The organism is Paenibacillus catalpae, assembly GCF_900112695.1.
GTDB classification, from domain to species: Bacteria; Bacillota; Bacilli; order Paenibacillales; family Paenibacillaceae; genus Pristimantibacillus; species Pristimantibacillus catalpae.
Window position 1 is genome coordinate 555,622 of sequence record NZ_FOMT01000004.1, and the last position, 22,236, is coordinate 577,857.

General features: G+C 52.2%; 17 protein-coding genes. 11 read left to right on the plus strand and 6 right to left on the minus strand.

Annotated elements, in window-relative coordinates; translation table 11 throughout:
• The first annotated feature begins 31 nt into the window (after window positions 1–31).
• Window positions 32–373 carry a bacillithiol system redox-active protein YtxJ gene (gene ytxJ / locus BM200_RS20275; RefSeq protein ID WP_091188464.1) on the plus strand — a complete coding sequence of 114 codons (342 nt, stop codon included), beginning with the start codon at window positions 32–34 and terminating at the stop codon, window positions 371–373.
• Between the two features lie 236 nt (window positions 374–609).
• Here ytxJ and BM200_RS20280 read toward each other — a convergent pair whose 3' ends face one another.
• The 5 genes from BM200_RS20280 to BM200_RS20300 all read right to left on the minus strand — a co-directional run bounded on the left by BM200_RS20280 (window position 610) and on the right by BM200_RS20300 (window position 9,499).
• Window positions 610–1,179 (minus strand): PDDEXK family nuclease, encoded by a 570-nt coding sequence (locus BM200_RS20280; RefSeq protein ID WP_342716431.1) that lies wholly within the window; start codon window positions 1,177–1,179, stop codon window positions 610–612.
• A gap of 904 nt (window positions 1,180–2,083) precedes the next feature.
• Window positions 2,084–4,192: a glycoside hydrolase family 36 protein gene (locus BM200_RS20285; protein ID WP_091188465.1), complete on the minus strand. Its 2,109-nt coding sequence runs from the start codon at window positions 4,190–4,192 to the stop codon at window positions 2,084–2,086.
• A gap of 344 nt (window positions 4,193–4,536) precedes the next feature.
• Window positions 4,537–5,850, minus strand: coding sequence for an ABC transporter substrate-binding protein (locus BM200_RS20290; protein WP_091188466.1), 1,314 nt, complete (start codon window positions 5,848–5,850; stop codon window positions 4,537–4,539).
• 177 nt (window positions 5,851–6,027) lie between these two features.
• Window positions 6,028–7,662: a response regulator gene (locus BM200_RS20295; RefSeq protein ID WP_091188467.1), complete on the minus strand. Its 1,635-nt coding sequence runs from the start codon at window positions 7,660–7,662 to the stop codon at window positions 6,028–6,030.
• Complete coding sequence (locus BM200_RS20300) at window positions 7,655–9,499, minus strand: sensor histidine kinase (RefSeq protein ID WP_091188468.1); 1,845 nt, start codon at window positions 9,497–9,499, stop codon at window positions 7,655–7,657. The genes BM200_RS20295 and BM200_RS20300 overlap by 8 nt, the downstream gene beginning before the upstream one ends.
• Before the next feature lie 198 nt (window positions 9,500–9,697).
• Between BM200_RS20300 and BM200_RS20305 the strand changes: the two genes are divergently transcribed.
• The 10 genes from BM200_RS20305 (at window position 9,698) to BM200_RS20350 (ending at window position 20,486) form a co-directional block, all read left to right on the plus strand.
• Window positions 9,698–10,588, plus strand: a complete 891-nt coding sequence (locus tag BM200_RS20305; protein WP_012772388.1) for a carbohydrate ABC transporter permease — start codon at window positions 9,698–9,700, stop codon at window positions 10,586–10,588.
• On the plus strand, window positions 10,588–11,421 hold the full coding sequence (locus tag BM200_RS20310) for a carbohydrate ABC transporter permease (RefSeq protein ID WP_091188469.1): 834 nt from the start codon (window positions 10,588–10,590) through the stop codon (window positions 11,419–11,421). Before BM200_RS20305 ends, BM200_RS20310 begins: the two co-directional genes overlap by 1 nt.
• 137 nt (window positions 11,422–11,558) lie before the next feature.
• On the plus strand, window positions 11,559–12,362 hold the full coding sequence (locus tag BM200_RS20315) for an AraC family transcriptional regulator (RefSeq protein ID WP_091188470.1): 804 nt from the start codon (window positions 11,559–11,561) through the stop codon (window positions 12,360–12,362).
• Window positions 12,363–12,483: 121 nt separating this feature from the next.
• Window positions 12,484–13,452: an ABC transporter substrate-binding protein gene (locus tag BM200_RS20320; RefSeq protein WP_091188471.1), complete on the plus strand. Its 969-nt coding sequence runs from the start codon at window positions 12,484–12,486 to the stop codon at window positions 13,450–13,452.
• Window positions 13,453–13,456: 4 nt separating this feature from the next.
• Window positions 13,457–14,476, plus strand: coding sequence for a FecCD family ABC transporter permease (locus tag BM200_RS20325; RefSeq protein WP_091188472.1), 1,020 nt, complete (start codon window positions 13,457–13,459; stop codon window positions 14,474–14,476).
• Entirely contained in the window at window positions 14,473–15,453 is a 981-nt protein-coding gene (locus BM200_RS20330; protein ID WP_091188473.1) for a FecCD family ABC transporter permease, read from the plus strand. Before BM200_RS20325 ends, BM200_RS20330 begins: the two co-directional genes overlap by 4 nt.
• A gap of 147 nt (window positions 15,454–15,600) precedes the next feature.
• A complete protein-coding gene (locus BM200_RS20335) occupies window positions 15,601–17,202 on the plus strand; it encodes a sensor domain-containing diguanylate cyclase (RefSeq protein WP_091188474.1) in 1,602 nt (533 codons plus the stop codon).
• A 357-nt stretch (window positions 17,203–17,559) separates the two neighbouring features.
• The gene (locus BM200_RS20340) at window positions 17,560–18,366 is read left to right on the plus strand and encodes an alpha/beta fold hydrolase (protein ID WP_091188475.1); all 807 of its coding nucleotides are present in this window, start codon (window positions 17,560–17,562) and stop codon (window positions 18,364–18,366) included.
• Between the two features lie 193 nt (window positions 18,367–18,559).
• Window positions 18,560–19,780, plus strand: coding sequence for an MFS transporter (locus BM200_RS20345; RefSeq protein ID WP_091188476.1), 1,221 nt, complete (start codon window positions 18,560–18,562; stop codon window positions 19,778–19,780).
• Window positions 19,781–19,871: 91 nt separating this feature from the next.
• On the plus strand, window positions 19,872–20,486 hold the full coding sequence (locus tag BM200_RS20350; protein ID WP_091188477.1) for a PH domain-containing protein: 615 nt from the start codon (window positions 19,872–19,874) through the stop codon (window positions 20,484–20,486).
• 585 nt (window positions 20,487–21,071) lie between these two features.
• Here the strand turns inward: BM200_RS20350 and BM200_RS20355 are convergent.
• Window positions 21,072–22,109, minus strand: coding sequence for a cation diffusion facilitator family transporter (locus tag BM200_RS20355; protein ID WP_091188478.1), 1,038 nt, complete (start codon window positions 22,107–22,109; stop codon window positions 21,072–21,074).
• Window positions 22,110–22,236: the final 127 nt, after the last annotated feature.

The window sequence follows — 22,236 nt, forward strand, 5'->3', positions numbered from 1 at the left end:
AACTATTTACTTATAAGGAGTGTGTGGCTATATGGCACAGTATCGCGAGATTGATTCTATGGAAGGCTGGAACGAAACGTTCGAAGCTTCGAGCGATCGTCCGACCGTTATTTTCAAGCACAGCACAACCTGCCCGGTAAGCGCAAACGCGTACCGCGAGTTCAATGAATATTTGAATGGCAACGCGCGTGAAGATGCTGATTATGTACTCGTGAAAGTGATTGAGTCCCGCCCGGTCTCGCTGCAGATCGCAGAAGACACAGGCGTGAAGCATGAATCGCCGCAAATTATCTATCTCGATAAAAAGGCGAAGGTATGGTCCGCTTCCCACTGGTCCATTACAAAAGAGCATATTACAGCTGTGTTAGACTAGCCTCTATGTTTAAGTGCGAGAGCAGCAGTGTTGATTCCCTGAGGGAATCGCACTGCTGCTTTTTTTATTAGGTTGGCTAACTTTGCCTGCTTCTAATCAATACCCTCATCACTTCGGTGAAAAACTCCGTTGGCTATAGATGCTCTATAGCTCGGTCGGTCAGTTCATAATAGCGAATCTGGACTCCTCGCTTGATTGGCTTCAACATTCCTTTTTCGGACAAAGACTGTAACCTTTTACGTGCTGTTCGGAAATTGATTTGGAGATTGTCGGCCAGATTCTTGGGACCAATCCTCCCCCCCTGTATGAAAAGCAAACCGCAGCACGTCTTTCTCTGCGGCGGGAATGGATATGATCGGGGCGTCGCCTCGGATCAAATGCGGTCCGATGACGTGTTGCAGCAGCATTCTGCACATGTCAGGACGATTCTGCACATCATCGAAGGAGAAGTGAATCATTTTCCATCCCAGTCCTGTTAGGAATGTATCTCTATTCAACGAATAACTGAATCTGTCGCGATCCATATCTTTGACATGGCTTTGGAAGCCATCACACTCAATGCCGAACTTGCCGTACGGAGGAAGATATGCGAAATCTAGAAATTGGGATTTACGGTTCCAATCATACACTTCATACTCGGGATGCAGATGCTCGAAACTCCCCAACACCGGCCATAAGACGTTCTGCAGTAGTAGTTTTTCCTCAAAATTATGCCCTTTGGCAAGTCTCCCCTTGCGCTCCCCCGTTCGACCCTCCATATGTCTCTCGATAAACTGCTGATGCGTTTCTTCAAAGCCAACTAACATCCACACAACCTCCCGAAAAATAAAAAAGAACGCCCTTGCCACCAAACATGGCACAGGACGTTCTTCGTCTGAAGATTAGTGTAGCATACCCAATGTGGTAAAAAAAGTATGATATTCGCTTCGCTTAGTCATTCCGCTTAGCTCATATTGCACGAAGTACAGTATATTTGCCTAAAATGGTGAGGTTAGGCGAGTTACGTTGCACAGAGTGCAGTATAATTCGCTGATTTGAGTTCAATTAGGCTATTTCTCTCGGATATCCTGCATTTAGTGCAGGATAATTCTAGTTACTGGGCTCATATGCACCAATATGCTGTATTTCGTGCAACGTACGCGAGCGTTGGGAACTCAAGTAGCTAATTGGCTGATGAGCGCTCCCATTATGCTGCACGAAGTACAGTATATTTACCCAAAATGGTATGGTTAGGCGAGTTATGTTGCACAGAGTGCAGTATAATTCGCTGATTTGAGTTCAATTAGGCTATTTCTCTAGGATATCCTGCATTCTGTGCAGGATATTTCTAGTTACTGGACTCATATGCACCATTATGCTGTATTTCGTACAACGTAGGCGGATGGCGGCACTTCAACTAACTAATTACTGGGCTCATATGCACCATTATGCTGTATTTCGTGCAACGTAGGCGGATGGCGGCACTTCAACTAACTAGTTACTGGGCTCATACGCACCAATGTGCTGTATTTCGTGCAACGTAAGTGCACGGCGGCACTTCAACTAACTAGTTACTGGGCTCGTACGCACCATTATGCTGTATTTCGTACAACGTAGGCGGATGGCAGCACTGCAACTAACTAGTTATTGGGCTCGTACGCGGCGTTGCGGCGGAACGAGCAAAAGGCCACGGGATAACCCGTGGCCTTAACTGTGCTGTTGTGCTGGCGCTTAGCCGAGCGTCAGCTCGAACAGCCGCGCGGTGCGCGGGTTCGGCAGCGTGACGCGAAGCTCGCCGGCAGCCGCGTCCCAGCTGCAGCCGGTGTCTCCTACGGCTGCAGGGTAGGCGCAGCGCGCAGCAAGCGTCTTGCCGCTGAGTTCCGGCAGCGGCAGCGCAAGCTCCGCCGACTCGCCGCCAATGCGCCAGACGGCGAGGTAGAGCTTGTCGCCGCGGCGCAGGCCGAGCGACAGCCAGTCGTCGCCATGCGCCGGCAGGCCAAGCGGCCACACAGGCAGCGCTTCGCGGATGTCGCCGCGGATTGTTTTGTAATAGTCGAGCGCTTCCTTCACCAGCTCGCGGCGGCGCGGGCTCAGCTCGGCCAGATGACCGGACTGGTGAACGCGCAGCAGCAGCGCATTTACCATGTTGAAGATGACCTCTTCATCATCACCCTCGCGAAGCGGATACGACCAGACTGCCGCTTGCTCCGGCGTCAGTACAGCCGGTGCACCCGCTGCGATTGACGCATACTTGATGTAATCCTCTTGGTCACTGGTTGACTGAATACTGTAACGGCTAAGCATCGCATAATCCATCCGCATGCCGCCGCTGGAGCAGTTCTCGATAACCAGCTCCGGGTAACGAGCGAATATGCCGTCGAGCCAAGCCAGGTATGCACGGTTATGCTGGAGAAGGCCATCGCCAACACTATCCGCATCCGTTTCCGTACCAACACCCGCATTGATGTTATAGTCCATCTTGATATAGCCGACGCCATAGTCCTCGACTAAACGGCGGATCACTTCATCCGCATGCGCGATAACCGCCGGACTACGGTAATCCAGCTGATAGCGGCTGCGGTCTTTGACCCGCTTCCCATGACGCATGAAGAACCAGCTGTCATCGGCATCCGCCAGCTTCGGCGAGTTGATGCCCATAACCTCAAGCTCCAGCCACAAGCCCGGAATCATTCCTTTGCTGCGGATATAATCAAGCACATATTTGATGCCCTCCGGGAAACGTTCCTCCGAAGGCAGCCACTGACCAACGCCATCCCACCATTCGCCCGGCGCATACCAGCCCGCGTCAATACAGAAGTACTCGCAGCCTACATCCGCTGCCGCGTCAATAAGCGGAAGCAGCTTCTCGGTCGTTGGCGAGCCCCACAGGCAGTTCATATAATCATTGAAGATAATGCGGAGAAGCTTGTTATCGTCATTCTCCCGGCGGATTCGGCGGCGGTACACCGTCAGTTGTTCAGCCGCCTCTTCGATACCGCCCACAGCAGCACCAATTGCAACCGGAACAGAGACAAAACGCTCGCCCGGTGCCAGCTTCAGCCACCAGTGATTGTCATGCTCGGTTGGTCCGCTGATCAGCAGCGTCAGCCGGTCCACCTGATCGGTCAGCTCCCAATGCCACGAGCCGTTATGCTCGATCTGCCAGAACAGGCTTTCACCCGATGCGACATTGCTCATTACCGCCATCGGAATAAGCTCAGCCGCCGACCAGGAGCCCGTGTTGCTGAACGCAAGACGCTTCGAGCCGCGGTCAATCAGATGAGACATGCCCAGCTCCGGCAACGTATAAGTCCGCCATTGCAGCTCGCTTTGCCAAGCGTTATGCGCCAGGGTGAGCGTCAGTTTCTTATCGCGGTCACCTTCGCCATCTTTATCAAAGCCCGTCAGCGCGAAGGATGACACGTATTCCACGCCAACCTCCTCCAGGCCGCCATTTATAAGCTCCGTCCAACAACGAGCGACAGACACGCCATCATAGAACTGAACATGCCAGTCGGCCGCTACTCCGGTCACCGGATCTTTCAGTCCGAGAACGAGCTTCCTGCCAAATTCATTACAGGTATCGGACACGCCCGCGTACTCCATTCGAAGTCCCGGATAAGAGGCACGATGCGTCCGTCCGTGATACTCCGCCCGGTCCTCGCCGGTCAGTTGCAGCTCGAGCAGGCGGAAGCCGTCTTTTTGCTTATCTGTTACCGAGTCCTCCTGCCAAGGCCGCGCGCCAAAATGAAGCAGCACCACGTCTCCGTTGTCCCTCACCTCGTAGACCAAATGCAGTCCATTCTCTACAATCGTGCTTATCCCCGTCTTGTTCTCCATCTCCTATTACCGCCTTTCCTCGCTCATTTCAAAATAAACGAAGATCCTTACGAATCCTCATATCCAACGAAATTCTCCACTGAGAAAATTCTAAAGAAACGTATACACACTATTTACCCATAAACCGTGCCACGTCTGCCAAAATAGGCGAAATAACGTTACCACGTTTTCGTCACGCCCCGCAGTTGGTACTTGTCCCGCAAGTTGGTACTTGTTCCGCAGCCGGCGTATGCCTCACTGGAGTCGCGCGTTTCGCCAACCCGCTTCCCCCGCTAACCATATAGATAAAAAAAGAGACTGCCCCATCAGCCATTGGCTTCTGGGACAGCCCCTCGAAGGCTTGCTTATTCGGCCGACCCGAATTGCTGCCATGCAGTCTGAATTTCGTTGATGGCTTGATCTTTGGACTTGCTGCCGCCGATGTAAGCCTGCATGATCTCGCCGAACTTCTGGTGGAACGTATCGAGCGAGTAGTTAACCGACAGATCGCCGGATTTTTGAGTTTTAAGGATCTCTTCCATTTGCTTCGGCATATCCAGCTCAGGAAGCGGAGCGTCCTTGATTGGCGGGATAACCTTAGCTACTGCGGAGAACCATTGCTTGCCGTAATCCGAAGTGTACAGCCAATTGAAAAAGTCGATTGCTTCTCTAGCCACTTTGGAATCTTTGTTGATGCGAAGCGCTTGGTCAGCACCTGTTACGATTTGCGTTTGTTCAGGCTTGTCGCTTACTGGGTAGCCAGCGATGCCAATCTCGATGTCCGGGCTGATTTTCTTGATTGCTTCTTCGTCCCATGCGCCTTTACCGGTCATGAACGCTGCTTTGCCTTGTGCAAAGTCACTCACTTCAGCGTTGCTGTCGCGCTCAAGCGGTTTGTCTGTGCCATGCTTAATCGTCAGGTCGATAAAGTTGAAGAAGTTGTCCTTCAGAAGCGGATGATCGTTAAAGGTTGTTTTGCCGTCGATGAATTGTTGGACCAATTCCTTAGGCGTAGTTCCTGCATCTTCAGCAGCCGAGTTCACATAGTGTTGGAAGATGTGCTTCCATACCCACCACTCTTTATAAGCGTTGGCGAATGGCGTGATTTTCTTAGCTTCAAGCTTCGCGATATCGTCATTCAGTTCTGCGATCGTCTTAGGCGGTTCTGTAATGCCTGCATCCGTCAGAAGCTTTTTGTTGTAGATCAGCGTCATCAGGTTGCCTTTAACCGGCAGACCCAGCACTTTGCCGTCAGAAGAAGTCATGTTAGTCTTAACGCCGTCTGTCATAGCAGCCGCAAGCGGCTCGTTAGTTAAGTCTGCGCTGTACTCCGCGAAGGTATCAATGTCGCCGCCAGCTGTTGTTTGGAACACGTCAGGCGTGCTGCCCGAAGCGATTTTGGATTTCAATACTGTATTGTAATCGGCTTGCATGATTTCAAGGTTGATCGTTACGTTTGGCTTCACTTTTTTGTACTCGGCGATGTATGCGTTGAACGCATCCGTGTACTCCGGTGATGCTGTAAACATGTTAATCGTTACCGGCTTGTCCGAAGCTGCACCTTCATTGGCTGTACCGCCGTTATTAGCTGTATCATTGCCGTTATTGCCGCCGCAAGCAGCGAGCATACCGCCGACCAGCGCAAGGCTGAGCGACACCGAAGCAATTCTTTTAAACATTGTAACGCCCCCATTTCTCATAGTTGTCAGCAATCTGCTTCCCGTCGTGTTTGGCGGGCTATTTGTTAAGGCTGACCTTATGCACACGTTTATCATAATGAATACGGGACCGGATAAAAATGCACATAAGTGACTAGTTAAGGGTAAAAAAGCGGAGTCTTGCCACCAGTTCACTTTTTATCCTTCCTTGCGAGCGGTTCGATACTCCGTAGGCGATATGGAGAAATAATTCCGGAATGCTTTGCTGAAATAGTTCTTGTCCTTATAGCCCAGCATCTCAGAAATATCCTGGATCTTCAGGCTTGGATCATCAAGGAGCTCCTTCGCCTTGGCCATACGAATACGCTGCACGTACTCATGGATCCCGCATCCGAACTGCTGCTTGAACAGCTTCATTATGTATTCCCTGCTCAGAAAATATTTATCAGCGAACATCGAAATTTTAATATCCTCGTAGTACCGGTTATCGATATACGCTTTAATATCCCCAATCTCAAAAGGCCGGTTCGCGGACTGCGTCAGGCGGATCTGCTCCAGGTAGAAGGAAAGGGCTTCATCCAGCATCTGGCTGAACTGCTCGAAGCTCGTGAAATCGTCCGAAAGACCCATGAAGCGGATCGGATGCTCCTCCATGAGGGGCAGCTTCTCTCTAGGCACGCCTAGCTCCAGGGACATATCATTGAGCAAAACAATACATCGGTTAAGTGTCTGTTCCGCTTCCCCAAGCGTAAATGCCTCTCCGCTGCTCCATCTTTTTAATGCCTCGCTTAGGATAGACCTCGCCCCGGCTGTATTGCCCGCTTCAATCGCAGCGCGGAACAGCTGGATTCTCCCTGATATCAGAGGGTTCTCCTGAACCGGCTTCTGAGCTGTATTGGTTACGAAATACCCTTTCAGCTTCAGCAGATTAATGCCGTTAATCGCAGCCTTGGCCATCTCGTAAGAATTGGCAATCTCCATAATACTGGAGCAAGGAGTGCCGATTCCGGCAACCGCGACAATGCCCAGCAGATCCTGCAGGGCAGCCAATGCCTTATTCATTTGGTGCAGCGACCGGTACGCGATATCCTCCTGGTAGGCGCCTTTCATCGTCAGGATGACAATAAGCTCGCGGTCCTGCTTCGGACTTGCGAAGCTGAATGCCTGGAAGTACTCGCCGGCAATCTCATTGAGCATATTCCCCACGGCAAAATGAAGCAGGTCCACGTCTGAATGGAATCTGGCCTGGCGCACCTGCTCCATATTGAGCATCCTCAGCACGACAGCGGCGAACCGGTTATCCGGATCATCCGCTCCGATCAATGGGAGGAACGCCTCATTCGTCTGGCTGCGGAAGCTGCGGTCGATAATGGACAGATACATTTTCTCCTTCAGCTTTGGCAGAGACATATTGAGGGTAATGTTGCGGTTAATGAACTCGCTCTCCCGCACGCGGCGTGCCTCCAGAAGATCCACCGCCTTGCGCAGCGCGGCGTTCAGATCATGCCGGTTAATCGGCTTCAGCAAATAGTCGACTACCTTCGAGCGGATCGCCTGCCGGGTATATTCGAAGTCGTTATAACCGCTGATGACGATCGCGGGCAGATCCGGATAGTCGCGCTCAAGCACCTGCAGCAGCTCCGCGCCGCTCATGCCCGGCATCTTCATATCCACCATCACCAGATCAATCGGCTGCTGGGCAATAAGCTCCAGCCCCCTCTTCCCGTCCGTCGCCTCCAGCACCTCGCTCACTCCGAGTCCTTTCCAGTCGCCTAGAATCCGAATGGCTTCACGAAGGGGTTCTTCGTCATCAATAATAAGCACTCTATACATAAGGTCCGCCTCCTCGCGGTATTAGCATTTCCATTTCCGTGCCGGACTGACTCGTCCGGATCACAAGCTGGGAGCTTGTCCCGTACAGCAGCTTAAGCCGCGTATTCAGGTTTACAAGTCCCACGCTTCTCTCTTCTTCCTTCTGTTCATTCCAGTCACCCTCGAACGAGCCCAGCACCTCTTTCAGTCTGCCCGGCGCAAAGCCCGGTCCATTGTCGCTGACGATGATAAAGGCATGTCCGCCCGCCGCCCGCGCGCTGATCCGGATTGTCACGGTACTCGATACCATCTCGACGCCGTGCTTGATCGCATTTTCCACCAGCGTCTGAAGCGACAGCTTCGGCAATTCCAGCTCCTTCAGCTCCTCATCCCAGTCGGTTATCAGTTGCAGCCTGCCTCCGAACCGCGCTTTCTGCAGCGACATATACCGCTCGATATGCAGCAGCTCTTCGCTGGCCCGGACGATATCCTTGCCGCTTATGCAATAACGCAAGGTAAGCGCCAGCGCATCCACCATATCGGCAATATCGAATCGCTCCGCCTTAAGCGCCTTGGTCGAGATCGCCTGCAGCGCATTATAGAGGAAATGCGGATTAATCTCCGCTTCCAGCGCTTTTAGAATCGCGTTTTTCTCCACCAGCTTCATCTTGTACCTCTCGTTGATAAGCTCATTCGTCTGGCTGACCATCTGGTTGAATTGGCGGGACAGATAGGCGAGTTCATCCCGTCCAACGACTTCTGTTGAAGCCTCGAAATCCCCGGTACTAAAGCGCTTCATCTGCTGGGACAAGAACTTCAGCGGTTTTGTTACGGCATTCGAGAAATAAGTGATCAGGATGACGGCCAGCAGAAGGAAGAGAAGACCAATCAGGAAGTTCAGATTACGGGTCGTCTTCGCCGCTGTGTAAAGCTCCTTGTAAGGAATCGGCTTGACCAACCTCCAGCCTTCCTGCTCTCCTACATTGTAGACAACGAGGTACTTACTCTCCTCCGGGGAATCCCAGGTGAGACCGTCCTTGCTCGAACCATCAGCCGTTAGCTGCTTCAGGAGGCCGCTATCCACCATCGACTGGTAGAACGGCTTCTCATCGAGTACGAACGGCACATTATCCGGGCTGAGGAAGAACAGATGCTGACCTTTATTTTGCGGAATATCCTTAATGATGTTATCGATCGTGTTCGTGTTGTAGTAGAAAGACACCACCGCCTGCGGAGCCCGGGTCGAGATCGAACGGAGCACCCGGTGGTAAGCCATAAAGCTGCGGCTTGGATCCATGTCGTACCCGCGTTCCGAGTTCGACAGGAGGAAGGACTGATAAGCCCGGTTCGTCTCGCTGTCCATCGCCTGCTTGTACCAGGACATCGACGGAATATTATCCGCTTGGCCCGACCGGATCTTGATATCGAAGTTCTCCTTGGAGATCGTGTAATAGGTCCCGCTGCTGACGAAATACAAATAAATGGCTTCCAGATCCTCATTACTGCGGGAGAAGTACATATTGCGCAGATAGTCCTCGACGAACATTTTCGACGCATAATTGGTCGCCGCATGGCTGATCGCGAACGCCAGCTCATCATAATTGATCTGCGGCAGAGACAGCTGCTCCATCCCCGTCAGGTAATCCTCCAGATTCTTGTTCACGAGGAGCAAATTGTTAGATGTGCTGGCAATGCTGTTCTTTAGCGCTTCCCGCTGCAGCATCTTGTAAGAAATGAAGGTTAATGACCCTACAACCAGAATAATGATCGTCGAAAACAGCAAAATAAGCTTGTTCACCAATCGGCTGGACACCCGTTCGGTCAGAGCGTTCCAGCCTTTCGCGATATGATTTGTCATTTCAACCACTCCCCCACACACTGCTGATGTTGCCTTAAGTTCACCTTTTTACCCCTAACAGGTTTCATATATCCATTTTGGCTGCCTTCCGGCGCAATTATAATACACAGTATATCGAATAAGGTACTGATGTATAGTCGGACGAACACAACCAGAACGGCGACGCACAAACTGACGACATCGAGAAGAGGTGCAACTATGTTTAAGAAAATGGGGAGAAAAGTGAGCGAGAAAATCGAGTTCGGCCTGTTTACGCTGCCGGTTCTCATTTGTATCGCTATCGCCTTCTACATCCCGTTTGCTATGACGATCCGCTATTCCTTAACCAAATGGAACGGGATCTCCAAGCATCCTAAATTTATCGGACTTGATAACTTCAAGCAAATTTTCCTGCATGACACGAACTTTACCCAATCTGCATGGTTCACGATTAAATACGCCGTTCTTTACATCGTGCTTGTGAACGTGCTTGCCATTTTGCTCGCATTGGTACTCGACATGAAGCTCAAATCGACAACCTGGCTGCGCGCGGCATTCTTTATCCCGTACATCCTTAGCCTTGTTATCGTCGGCTTCATCTGGAAATTCATCTTTATGCAAGGCTTCGAATCGCTTGGAGCAAGCACAGGCTGGGGCATCTTCAAGCTCAGCTGGCTGGGTGAACCGGGACTAGCCTTTATCTCCATCCTGCTCGTCTCCATTTGGCAGTCGGTCGGCTTCTACCTCGTTATTTATATCGCAGGTCTGCAGTCGGTGCCGGATGACCTGAAGGAAGCCGCTACCGTAGACGGAGCCGGTCCAATCCGCCGCTTCTTCAACATTACGCTGCCGTTGCTCGCGCCTTCGATTACGATCTCGGTCTTTATGGCGCTGACCAACTCGATCAAAGTATTCGACGTCATCCTGTCGCTGACTGGCGGTGGTCCTGGCGGAACAACGTACAGTATCGCTTATGACATTTACCGGGATACGTTCCAGAACAACCTGTACGGCTATGGCACAGCCAAAGCGCTGATCCTGTTCGTTGCCGTTCTTATCGTAACGATTATTCAATTGACGATCTTCAAACGCAGGGAGGTTGAGGCATAATGAACCGTCAATCAAGAGCTGGACGCATCATCCTTGAAGTTGTGATGGTCCTATTCTCTCTGTTGTTCCTGTATCCGTTATTCCTGGCCATCAATAACTCCTTCAAGAGCTTTGGCGAGGTTATGACCGACGTTATTGCTCTGCCGAACAAGCTGGCTTTTGGCAACTATGAGCATGTATGGTCCTTTATCAACTATCCGAAGCTGTTCTTGAACAACTTCGTCATTACAGGCGTTGGTCTGATCGGGATTGTCTTCGTCTCGTCGATCGCAGCCTATAAGCTCGCACGTACCAAAACAAGATGGAGCGGCTTCTTGTACCTGCTGTGCATTATGCCGATGCTGATTCCGTTCCAATCGATCATGCTGACCGTTCTTCAACTCTCGAAGGATCTTCACATTACGGAAAGCACTTGGGGACTTGGTCTTCTGTACTGGGGCTTCGGCGCACCGCTGGCCGTCTTTATCTACCATGGTTTCGTAAAAGGCATCCCGAAAGAAATCGACGAAAGCGCAACGATCGACGGTGCTTCCGGCTTCCGCCTCTTCTTCAGCGTGATCTTCCCGCTGCTGAAATCGGTAACGACAACCATCATCATCATCGACGTTATGTGGATGTGGAACGACTTCCTGCTGCCGCTCCTTATGGTTAACGGCTCGCCGGATACGAAGACGCTGACGCTTGCGGCCTACACGTTCGTTGGCCAATATACGTCGGACTGGCAGTATGCAATGACCGCCATGGTCATGGCCGTTCTGCCATCGATCATCGTGTTCATCTTCCTGCAAAAATATATCGTTAAAGGCGTTGTAGCCGGCGCCGTTAAAGGCTAATGACGTTAATGCCCATCCGATCTGCCGCATCCTTGCATGCGGTTGGTCAGATGGGCATTTTTGCGCTATTGGGCGGGGTTATCGATTATAATGAAGAACGACGACAGTCAGTTTTTTTCTGATGGAGGCTCAACCGTATGTCATTCGATCAGCTTAATTTCCTCATCCCTTGTCTTGATCATCTGGAAGCTTATACCCGCTCCACTTCCCTGCCTGCCATTGCCGGCGTGCACCATCTTCTTGTTGTCAGACGCGGGCATGTGAGCGTCACTCCCGGACAAGGCGAGCCCGTTGTCTGCACGCAAGGTTATGCCTGCCATTCGGGGTATGGCGATTACCGGATCGAGGTGCCGAGGACGAAGGCCGCCGAATATGTAATCCTCACTTACCGTATGCTGCCTGTAGAACAACAGGAATGGACGCTTGAGGGTCAGCTTGGCACCTATAGCGAAGTGAAAATTCATTATATGGTGGATGAGCTTCTGCGCAAAACGCAGGAGGAGCTTCCCGAGGCCGGACGTCCCGAAGCAGCGGCTTTTCAATACCGGAAAAGGCTTATGCTGGAGCGAATCTTATACATCTTCCTGCGGGAATCGGAGATGAAAGTATCCGGCGGCACTCGCTCGATCGAAGATACGATTTCTTACATGAACGAGCATTATATGCTCCCTCTTACGCTGCCCATGCTGGCCGGACGGGCCGGTATAAGCGAGGGACATTATACGGTGCTGTTCAAGAAGCATACCGGCCGTACGATGACGGCTTACCTCCGCAGCCTGCGGATCGAGAAGGCCAAGCAGCTATTTCAGCAGACCTTGCAGCCGGCCAAGGAGATCGCGCAGCAGGTGGGCTTCCCCGATTATTTCTACTTCAGCCGAATGTTCAAGAAAGAGGTGGGCATGTCCCCTTCCGAATATCAGAATACCGTCAAGCCAATCTAAATCTAAAAATAAGACATGTCCCATCTTAAGATAAGATATGGTCTAACTGCCCCTCAGCCGTTACAATGCAATTAATTGATAATAATTATCATAATCATTTGGCTGGGAGGAACTTTTTCTTATGCAATTCATTCGTACATCCAGACTTTACGCGCTGGCGTTGATCGCGGCACTTGCTTTAACGCTGGCAGCCTGCGGCAATGCCAACAATACCTCTACATCCGGTGCAGAAGCTTCGGAACAACCATCGCAAGAAGCATCCAGCGGTAAAATCGCCATCCAAGATGAGCTGGGTACCGTGGAGCTTGATAAAGCCCCCGAAAAAATCGTCGTACTGGAGTTCAGCTATGCCGATGCACTCGTTACCCTTGGCGTTCAGCCCGTTGGCCTTGCCGATGATGACGACCCTTCCCTTCTGATGGATGAAGTGAAGGACAAGCTGGGCAGCTACACGTCCGTCGGCTCCCGTTATGAGCCTAATCTGGAGAAGATCAGCTCGCTTCAGCCTGATCTGATCATTGCCGATACGGATCATCACAAGAACGTGCTTGATCAGCTGAAAGCAATCGCGCCAACGGTCGTCCTGAACGATCATCTGGCCGATTACAATATGGCACTCGATAACTACATGATCATTGCCAAAGCGCTTGGCAAAGAAGCCGAAGGTCAGAAGCGTCTGGAAGAGCATAAAGCAACGGTAGAAGCAGAGCAGCAGAAAATCAAAGAAACCGGCTATACCATTCTGCCGGCCGTTGTAAATCCAAAGGGGTTCTTCGCCCAGTCCGACCACTCCTTCGCAGGCTCGTTCCTGACCTCGATCGGCTACGACGATCCGGTGAAGAACGAGGAAGCTTACCCGCAGCTTAGCCTGGAGCAGTTGTCCGAGACAAACCCGGAGGTCATTGTCCTTCTTCCTACCGAGGAGAACACAATCGTCAAGGAGTGGGAATCGAATCCGCTTTGGGACAAGCTCGACGCGGTTGCCGGCGGCAAGGTGCTGACGGCAGAGCGCCGCAACTGGGCGCTGTCCCGAGGCCTGATCGGCTCCGAACATATTATTAAAGATATTGCGGCCCAGTTAGGAGAATAATCTTATGATGACGGCCCCAAGTCAGGGAAAGCAGAAACGTTCCGCGTTTCTGCTCTTCCTTTTTTCTTTTCTACTATTAATAGCCGGCATAATCAGCAGTCTCAAATGGGGCCAGGCAGCGATCTCCTGGCGGACCTTATACGAAGCAGTTACCTATCAGGGAAATGACAAGGCTCATCTGTATATTCAGACACTTCGCCTGCCCCGCGCCATCATGGCGTTTGTTGTTGGCGTTCATCTGGCGCTGGCCGGACTGCTCACCCAGCTGATTACGCGCAACCCGCTGGCATCGCCGCATATCTTCGGCATTAATGCCGGCGCCTCTTTCGCGGTGGTCATCGGACTCGTTGCTATTGACGGCTTATCCTTGTTTGGCAGCATCGCGTTTGCTTTTGTTGGGGCGGCGCTTGGCGCGCTGCTCGTCTGGTCGCTCGCCGGCTCCCGGCAGCAGCATGTCCGTCTGGCGCTGGCCGGCATTGCCGTCCACTTCCTGCTCTCCTCCCTGACCGAGGGGATGATCATCTTGAACCAGCATTCCACCGACAGTATCCTGTTCTGGCTGGTCGGGTCCTTAAGCAGCGTGGTATGGGGAGATGTCCATTCGATTCTGCCTTTTACCGTTATCAGTCTGGTCGTGCTTATTCCGATGATTCCTTCCTTCCGGCTGCTGCTGATGGATGATGCGGTAGCCACGGGTCTCGGACAGCGGATTGCTGTCGTAAGGGCGGTTGGCGGATTGCTTGTTATTGCGCTGGCCGGCTCGGCCGTTGCTTTATGCGGACCAATCGGCTTCCTATGCCTGATCGTGCCGCATATCGCCAGATATTTGGTTGGCGGCCGATTAGCCGTGCTTGTTCCGTTGACGGGCTTGCTCGGCGGCTGCATGCTTGTCTATGCGGATTGGATCAGCAAATTTATCGCCTTCCCGTACGAATCTCCGGTTGGAATCGTAACGGCGGTTATTGGCGGGCCCTTCTTCATCTATCTGGCGCGCAGAAGCAAAAGCAGGGGGATGGCGGAATGAGAAAAGGAATGTACGCTTTAATCGTCTCGGCCGTCCTGTTGCTGCTGCTGGCCGTTGTTTCCCTCCGGGTCGGGGCTGTTCCGGTACCGCTTCGCGAGCTGTGGAACAGCTTAACGATGCTGCCTTCACCGGATTCCTACATCGTCCTTCAGTACCGGCTGCCGCGGGTCGTTATCGCCTTGCTGTCCGGCATTGGACTTGCGGTTGCAGGGGATATTCTGCAAAGCATTGTACGAAATCCGCTGGCGAGTCCCGACGTGATTGGCATTACGAAAGGCGCCGGCTTTATGGCGGCGGCTGTTATTTTCCTGTTCCCGGGGGCGCCAAGCTACGCCCTGCCGATTGCCGCCTTCCTGGGCGCGGTGATCGCCCTGGTCATCCTGCTTCTGCTGAGCAAACGGATGACGTTATCCCCGTCCTCCTTCGCTTTGGTTGGGGTAGCCGTAGGAGCGGTATTTCAGGCCGGCATCCAATACCTGCTCGTCAAGCATCCCTCCGATGTGAACATGGCGCTGCTCTGGATGTCCGGCAGCTTATGGGGACGCGACTGGCAGGATGTGCTGTCCCTGCTGCCCTGGATTGCGATTCTTACGCCGCTTGTCTGGCTCAGCTATCCGAAGCTGAACGTGCTCCAGCTTGGCGATGAAGGCAGCGCCGCGCTTGGCATGAATGTGCCTCGCCAGCGCTTCCTCTTGCTGGCGCTGGCCGCGCTGCTAACCGGCAGCTCGGTCGCTGCCGTTGGCTCGATCGGCTTCATCGGCCTGATCGCGCCGCATATCGCCCGGCTGTTCGTTGGCGGGCGGCATCAGTGGCTTGTGCCGCTGTCGGCTCTGATCGGGGCGGACTTGATGCTGCTTGGCGATGTGATCGGCCGCATCCTGATTATTCCGCGCGAGGTCCCCGTTGGCATTACGACGGCGGTTATCGGAGCGCCTTACTTCATCTATCTGCTGCGCCGCGAACGTAAATCGGTGTAGCCGACGTACACAGAGCTATTCTTCCTTATCGCTGATAAATGGCGAATTGGAAGAATAGCTCTTTTTTAGAGTGATTCTCGATACTTTCGACAAAAAATGATACACTATCCGATAGTAAGAATCAGGAAGGAGCATCACCTACCGTCTATGGTCTACCCGATAAGGCCGCGCAGAGGCTTCAAGCTATCATCTATTATTTCTTTCGTCGTTATTCTATCTGTTCTTATTACAATCTTCATTAGCACCATTATCGGATATAATACCGAGCGCAAATCGCTCTTCAATAATACAATCGAAATGAACGGCATCGCTGCGCTCAACTTAAGCAAAACAACCGAATCGCTTGTCGTATCCATGCAGAAGAGCCTTAAAGTGACGGCTGACTACTTCTCGGATGTCGAGCTGAGGGATAGGAACGTCCTGTCCCAGCTTGATTTCTTTATGGGGACAAGCCCCTACTTCAACTCGCTGACGATCGTGGACAAGAGCGGCGTTATTGTCTCTACCTCGCCCAATAATCTGAATCTCATTGGAAGCAAGCCAACCTCGGAAGCTACCCTGGAGTCGCTTAGGCTGAAAAAGCCTTATATTTCAAAACCGTTCCATGCGATAACGAACCGCCTCATTGTTATGGTTAGTCATCCAATCTTCGACCATAACGGCAATTACAAAGGATTTGTCGGCGGGTCCATCTACCTGCAGCAGGCGAATATTTTCCGGGATATTCTTGGCGTTCAGGCGAGTACAACAAGCGGCTCTTACTTCTATGTCGTTGACTCTTCCGGCAACCTGATCTACCACCCGGACAAGGATCGCATCTCGGACAATGTGAGCAGCAATCCGGTTGTTCAAAAGCTGATGCAAGGTCTGGCCGGCGCGCAGCGCGTTATTAACTCGCAAGGGCAGGACTTCCTGGCCGGCTTCGCGCCGGTACCGGCTGCCGGTTGGGGGATTGTATCGCAGACGCCGCAGGACCATATCACGAATATTTCAGCCAATGTCATTCGGGAAATGATGAAGTTCTCTGCGCCGTTTGTTCTGCTGCTCGTTATTATCTCGTTCTGGCTGTCCCGCAAGCTGGCTCATCCGCTTACCCGGCTCGCAACTTACGCCTCCCGCCTCTCCGGAGGGGATGAATCGCTGAAGCCGCTGACGTCTGATGTCAGCTGGAACTATGAAGCGAACCAGCTGCTTGATACGGTGGCGGTTGCCTTTAACAAGCTTCGCGAGCAAAAGGAAATGCTGCATGCCGAGGCCAATACGGATGCGCTAACCGGTCTGACCAACCGGAGGACGATGGGCGCCATCACAAGCTTATGGAAGCAGCAAGGCACTCCGTTTTCCGTCATCATCATGGACCTTGATCACTTCAAGAATGTTAATGACCGGCACGGCCACCATATGGGCGACGAGGTTCTGAAGTTTGTCGCGGGTATTATGCTGAGCGAGAAAGGTCCCGACGATTACTGCTGCAGGTTCGGGGGAGAGGAATTTACAATGCTGCTCCCCTATGCCTCGGAGGATGAAGCCGTTCAGGTTGCTGAGCGGATCCGGCTGCGGATCGAGCAGTCCGTTACCCCGATTGGCGAGTCGGTGACGATGTCGCTTGGGGTCGCAACCTTCCCGGAAGTATCCGAAGAAGTGTTCGAGCTGTTCAAATATGCCGACCAGGCCCTCTATCAGGCGAAGCGCGACGGCCGTAACCGTACAGTCGCCTACAGCAGCCTGCTGCAATTGACAAGAATTTAACAGAAGCTGCACTCCGTCTGCATACAGACATGGGGTGCAGCTTCTTTCGTTGCGTCTTATTCTCGCCAGATTGGCCCGCTCGCTGCGACTGCAGCCTGGGGCACAATTGAAACGTCAGCACGTTAGCCCCGCTGTATGACGGTTTTATGTTTTAATCATTGGCTGCTTCTGCCCCACATAGTTAACAACCCGATATTTAAGAAGCAACACCTACCGCCTACGTTGGATTTCATCCAACATAATGGCTCACCAAGCCCTGCAACAGATGTACCGGGCCGCTTTCTTCTAACCGAACGTTCTTTCACATACCTTTACTACAAAGGACGAATCTATATTTAGAAGAAGGAGACTGTTGCCTTGAATTATTATATCGATGTGGAACCGGGCGTCAGCCTGTACGTGGAGGATACGGGAGTTGGGCAGCCAATTCTGTTTGTACACGGCTACCCGCTAGATCACCGCATGTATGAATACCAGGTTAACCAGCTGCCCAAGTATGGCTACCGCTGCATCCGGATGGATCTCCGCGGCTTTGGCAAATCGGATTCCCCTTGGGAAAGCTACAGCCTTGACCGGATGGCGGATGATGTACGCGCCATTATTGATACTTTGGGATTCAAGCAGATTACACTTGCCGCCTTCTCGATGGGCGGGGCTGTAGCCGTCCGCTACATGGGGCGGCATGCCGGACATGGCGTCGGCAAGCTGCTTCTGTTCGCCGCGGCTGCTCCGTACATTACGAAGCAGCCCGGTTTTCCGCAAGGCATGCCGGTTGAAGGCCTCGATGCGCTTATTGCCCTTGCGAACCGCGACCGGCCGCAAATGCTGCAGGAATTCGGCAAGCTGTTCTTTCACAACGAGCCAACGCCAGCCTTCAGGCAATGGTTCGACTCCGTGCAGCTCGACCAGTCGCCCCGCGCCATTATTGCCTGCGGGCATACGCTGAGGGATGAGAATGTGAAGGCAGACCTGGGGCGTATCAAGGCTCCGACGTATATTTTCCATGGGGTGTACGACCGCATTTGCCCGTTTGAGCTGGCTATTATTATGAAGGAGAACATTCCAAGCTCCATCCTGCTCCGCTTCGACAACAGCGGCCACGCCATCTTTTACGAGGAGCTGGATCTGTTCAACGCCTGCCTGCTGGAGGCGCTTCGGCATTAAATACCACCGCATGACAAGAAGCTTCCGCTGCACGATCGCGGGGGCTTTTTCTCATGAAACCAGCTTAAATATAAATGAGATTAATCAGGTTATTGTAAGGACAAAAGTATCGTTTTTCGAGCGCCACATGGAGATTCTATAAGAATAGGTTTACAATAAAACAAAACGACAGACTCTTTAGGATGTGACTGACATGGCCCAGCCTTACTCGTGGAAACGTAATTTGATCGTCTTGTGGATTGGTGTTTTCTTTTGCAGCACGGCCTATTCCGTATCAATCCCGTTCATTCCGCTGTTCTTACATAACGATCTTGGAGTGAATAATCATCTGGAAATGTGGTCCGGATTCGCGTTTGGCATTACGTTTCTGGCCAGTGCGCTTATCGCGCCTTATTGGGGATCGCTAGCTGACAAATATGGCCGCAAGCCGATGCTCATTCGTTCGGGCTTCAGCTTAGCGGCACTTTATTTCATTACTTTCTTAATCAAGGATCCTTATGTATTCCTTGTGCTGCGTGTGTTCCAAGGCTTGCTCGCCGGTTATGTGCCTGCCGCAATTGCCCTTGTTGCCACCAACACTCCGGAGGAGAAATCCGGATACGCCCTTGGCATTATGGCGACATCCGGCGCGACGGGCGGCATTATGGGACCGCTCATCGGCGGTACGGTCAGCCATTATATCGGCAACCGGGAATCGTTTATTTTCTCGGGCTGCATCGTGCTCGTGGCCGCGCTTATCGCAACGTTCTTCGCTACCGAGCATAAGTTCAACCGCTCCGGCGTACGCTCCTCCGTCATGGATGACCTCAAGCATGCTTCGCATAACAAGGCATTCCTGGCGCTGCTTGGCATGTCCGGACTCGCCATGTTCTCGGTTATGATTCTCGAACCGCTGCTTACGGTCTATGTATTACAGCTAGGAGCTAACGAGCAGGATGCCTCGCTCCAGTCGGGGATCGTGTTCTCCGCTGTCGGGATCGCCACCTTGATCGCCGCGCCGCAGTGGGGCAAATTCGGATCGAGGATCGGCTTCTCCAAGGTGCTCTTTATCGGTCTGCTTGGCGGCGGAATCGGCAACTGTCTGCAATTCTTCGTTGGGCATATTACCGAGTTCGGGATCCTGCGTTTTGTGTACGGCCTGTTCTTCGCCGGAGTAACCCCGGCTATTAATGCCATGATCGTGAAGTCGACGGAGACAAGCTTCCGCGGACGGGCCTTCAGCTTGAACCAGTCGGCCACGCAGTTCGCCACCATGCTTGGACCGGTTATCGGGGGTGTGCTTGGCGGCGTCATTCCAATCCGCTGGGTATTTATTATTAATGGCATTATGCTGATCATTGCCGCCATTCTGGTGAAGAGACAGCATATGGAGGATAAAATGGCCGCCTCCAAGGCTGCTGCCGAGCAATCCTGATCTAAGCCGGGAGAAACTAGAATAATCCCCCATCTCGCATATATAATGGTAGAGTGATTCATTCATTATATTCATGAGGGGAATGGTAAGATTGTTCGGAAAAGTAGCTGCCGACATACTCGGCCTAAGCGATATCGGAGCGGTTATCCGCCCGGAGAATTATGACAAGGTGGATTCTGACGATTACGTCATGCATGAAGACGGGGAAAAGATTTATTTTCTGATCAAATCGAAAACAGATGAGTACTGCTTCACGAACTTCGCACTCATTCATCTGGACGGCACCAGCGCAATGAGCAAGAAGCGGATGCTGCACCGTTACTCGTACGCAACCAATAAGATCAGCAACGTCGCGCTGGAAACAGCAGGCACGGTCGACCTTGATGTCGAGATCAAATTCACGATTGGCTCCATTCCGTTCTCGATTGACGTGAATAAGAAGAATATCGAGCAAGTAAAGGACTTGTACAAATCCCTTATCAAAATCGCGGAAATTAACCATGAGAACGAAATCAGCCTCAGCTTTGCCCGCCAAAGCCTGGAGCTGGCGTCCTCTACGTTAAGCCATGCCCATAAAGGCGACTACGATGTAGCCGCTACCTTCGACAAGCTGAACAAATCCGCATTCTCTTGGCTTGAAGGCGCTCAAAAGCAGTACAAAGTGAAGGACTTCGGCCCAATCTTCGAGCGGTACATTAATCTGTAATAGTAAGAAAGCCGCCTCCAAGGCGGCTTTCTTGCTTTGTTGTATGGAATCAAGAACCAGCTCTCCTTAACAAAGGTAGCAGCAACTGACCCCCATTTTCAGCAGCAGCGTTTCGGCCGTTCACAAGTGACAGTTCTGCCTCTTCTATTCTCTTCCGCTAACCTCTCCAGCTGCTCTCAGGTTACGTTGTATGGATTACAGTATAATGGGATAATTACCGGGTTATGAGAAGAATATAGTGTATGGTTTGCAGGATAATGTGCTCCGAGAGAGCCTGAAACACCCCAACTGGCGAAATATCCTGCACATCGTGCAGGATACTAAAGGAATGTATGCTCAAAACGCTAAATATCCTGCATTCTATACAACGTATATAACCTGCTGTTGTCGAGAGTCAACTAGACGGATGAGGATTCCATCATAGTAGCCTTATATCCTCATTAGAAATTGCAGTAAAAGCCTCCCGCCCCCAGGGCAAGCTTTACCGCATCAAATCGAATCGCGGTTGTCTCTTGGAGTCGGAAAGCTCCGCTCCCCCACGCGGCTGACCAATGGCCCTGCCTCCACCATATGCAATGTCCCAGGCTACACCTGAAGCTCCATATGGCGGATACCCGAGCTCTCCACTTGAATGGTAGTGTGCTGGATGCCGAAGCGCTCTTCGATCAGCGCGATGGCAGCCTGCAGCACCTTCTGGCAGTCCGTGCCGTCTGCGACCTGCAGGTGACAGCTCAAGGAATCAAGGCCGGAGGTAATGGTCCAAATATGCAGGTCATGGACATCAACGACACCTCCCAGCTCGCCAAGCGCCATGCGCACCTCCTGCTCATCCACGTTAACCGGGGTCCCTTCCATCAGAATATGGACGGTATGCTTCAGCACGCTCCACGCACTCTTCACAATCAGTACCGCAACCACAATGGATATAATCGGGTCGGCAATATTCCAGTCGAACAAGTAGATAAGGAGCCCCGCTAACACGGCCCCCACCGAGCCAAGTGCATCACCCAGCACATGCAGGTAGGCGCTTCGAACGTTCAGGTTATTATGGACATCGCCTTTGCGCAGCAGCGCCCATGCACTTGCGAGGTTAGCCAGCAGGCCGACTGCCGCAATCAGCATCATCGAGCCGCTTGCCACAGTTGGCGGTTCAAACAGCCGTCCAATTGCTTCCCATATAATAAAGACCGAGATTACAACAAGTGTAACCCCATTAAATAATGCCGCTAATATCTCGAACCGGTGAAAACCATACGTACGAACCGCCGATGCCGGACGCGCCGCGAACCAGACCGCCACAAGGCTAAGCACCAAGGCGCTGACATCGCTCAGCATATGCCCCGAATCTGACAACAGCGCGAGGCTGTTCGTCACCAATCCCCCGACAAACTCCAATACCATAATGCCCGCTGTAATAATTAATGCTATAAACAATCCGGTCTTGTTGCCCGACATATCAAAATGATGATGATGCCCGTGATGCCCATGGTCATGACCATGATGCCCGTGCCCGTGACTATTTCCATGGCTGTGGCCATGGTGATGTCCGGCGCTGCAGCTATGCGCCTGCCCCCCATCGGCATGCGAATGCTTCTCTTCTGGTTGATTATGATCATGGCTCATAAAACAGGCACCTCTCTTTATGCATATATGAACAACTATTCATATGTTTATGATGCCGTAACCGCCTTCTTTTGTCAATCCATGGATAAGCCATAATCTCTCTATTCCTATAATCCGCCCGGACTCC

Bases quoted from the DNA above. Each gene is read 5' to 3' on its own strand.
- BM200_RS20290 (WP_091188466.1), bottom strand. From the start codon at position 5,850: ATGTTTAAAAGAATTGCTTCGGTGTCGCTCAGCCTTGCGCTGGTCGGC.
- BM200_RS20315 (WP_091188470.1), top strand. From the start codon at position 11,559: ATGTCATTCGATCAGCTTAATTTCCTCATCCCTTGTCTTGATCATCTG.
- BM200_RS20325 (WP_091188472.1), top strand. From the start codon at position 13,457: ATGATGACGGCCCCAAGTCAGGGAAAGCAGAAACGTTCCGCGTTTCTG.
- BM200_RS20295 (WP_091188467.1), bottom strand. From the start codon at position 7,662: ATGTATAGAGTGCTTATTATTGATGACGAAGAACCCCTTCGTGAAGCC.
- BM200_RS20305 (WP_012772388.1), top strand. From the start codon at position 9,698: ATGTTTAAGAAAATGGGGAGAAAAGTGAGCGAGAAAATCGAGTTCGGC.
- BM200_RS20330 (WP_091188473.1), top strand. From the start codon at position 14,473: ATGAGAAAAGGAATGTACGCTTTAATCGTCTCGGCCGTCCTGTTGCTG.
- BM200_RS20320 (WP_091188471.1), top strand. From the start codon at position 12,484: ATGCAATTCATTCGTACATCCAGACTTTACGCGCTGGCGTTGATCGCG.
- BM200_RS20280 (WP_342716431.1), bottom strand. From the start codon at position 1,179: ATGTTAGTTGGCTTTGAAGAAACGCATCAGCAGTTTATCGAGAGACAT.
- BM200_RS20345 (WP_091188476.1), top strand. From the start codon at position 18,560: ATGGCCCAGCCTTACTCGTGGAAACGTAATTTGATCGTCTTGTGGATT.
- BM200_RS20285 (WP_091188465.1), bottom strand. From the start codon at position 4,192: ATGGAGAACAAGACGGGGATAAGCACGATTGTAGAGAATGGACTGCAT.
- BM200_RS20310 (WP_091188469.1), top strand. From the start codon at position 10,588: ATGAACCGTCAATCAAGAGCTGGACGCATCATCCTTGAAGTTGTGATG.
- BM200_RS20355 (WP_091188478.1), bottom strand. From the start codon at position 22,109: ATGAGCCATGATCATAATCAACCAGAAGAGAAGCATTCGCATGCCGAT.
- BM200_RS20300 (WP_091188468.1), bottom strand. From the start codon at position 9,499: ATGACAAATCATATCGCGAAAGGCTGGAACGCTCTGACCGAACGGGTG.
- ytxJ (WP_091188464.1), top strand. From the start codon at position 32: ATGGCACAGTATCGCGAGATTGATTCTATGGAAGGCTGGAACGAAACG.
- BM200_RS20335 (WP_091188474.1), top strand. From the start codon at position 15,601: ATGGTCTACCCGATAAGGCCGCGCAGAGGCTTCAAGCTATCATCTATT.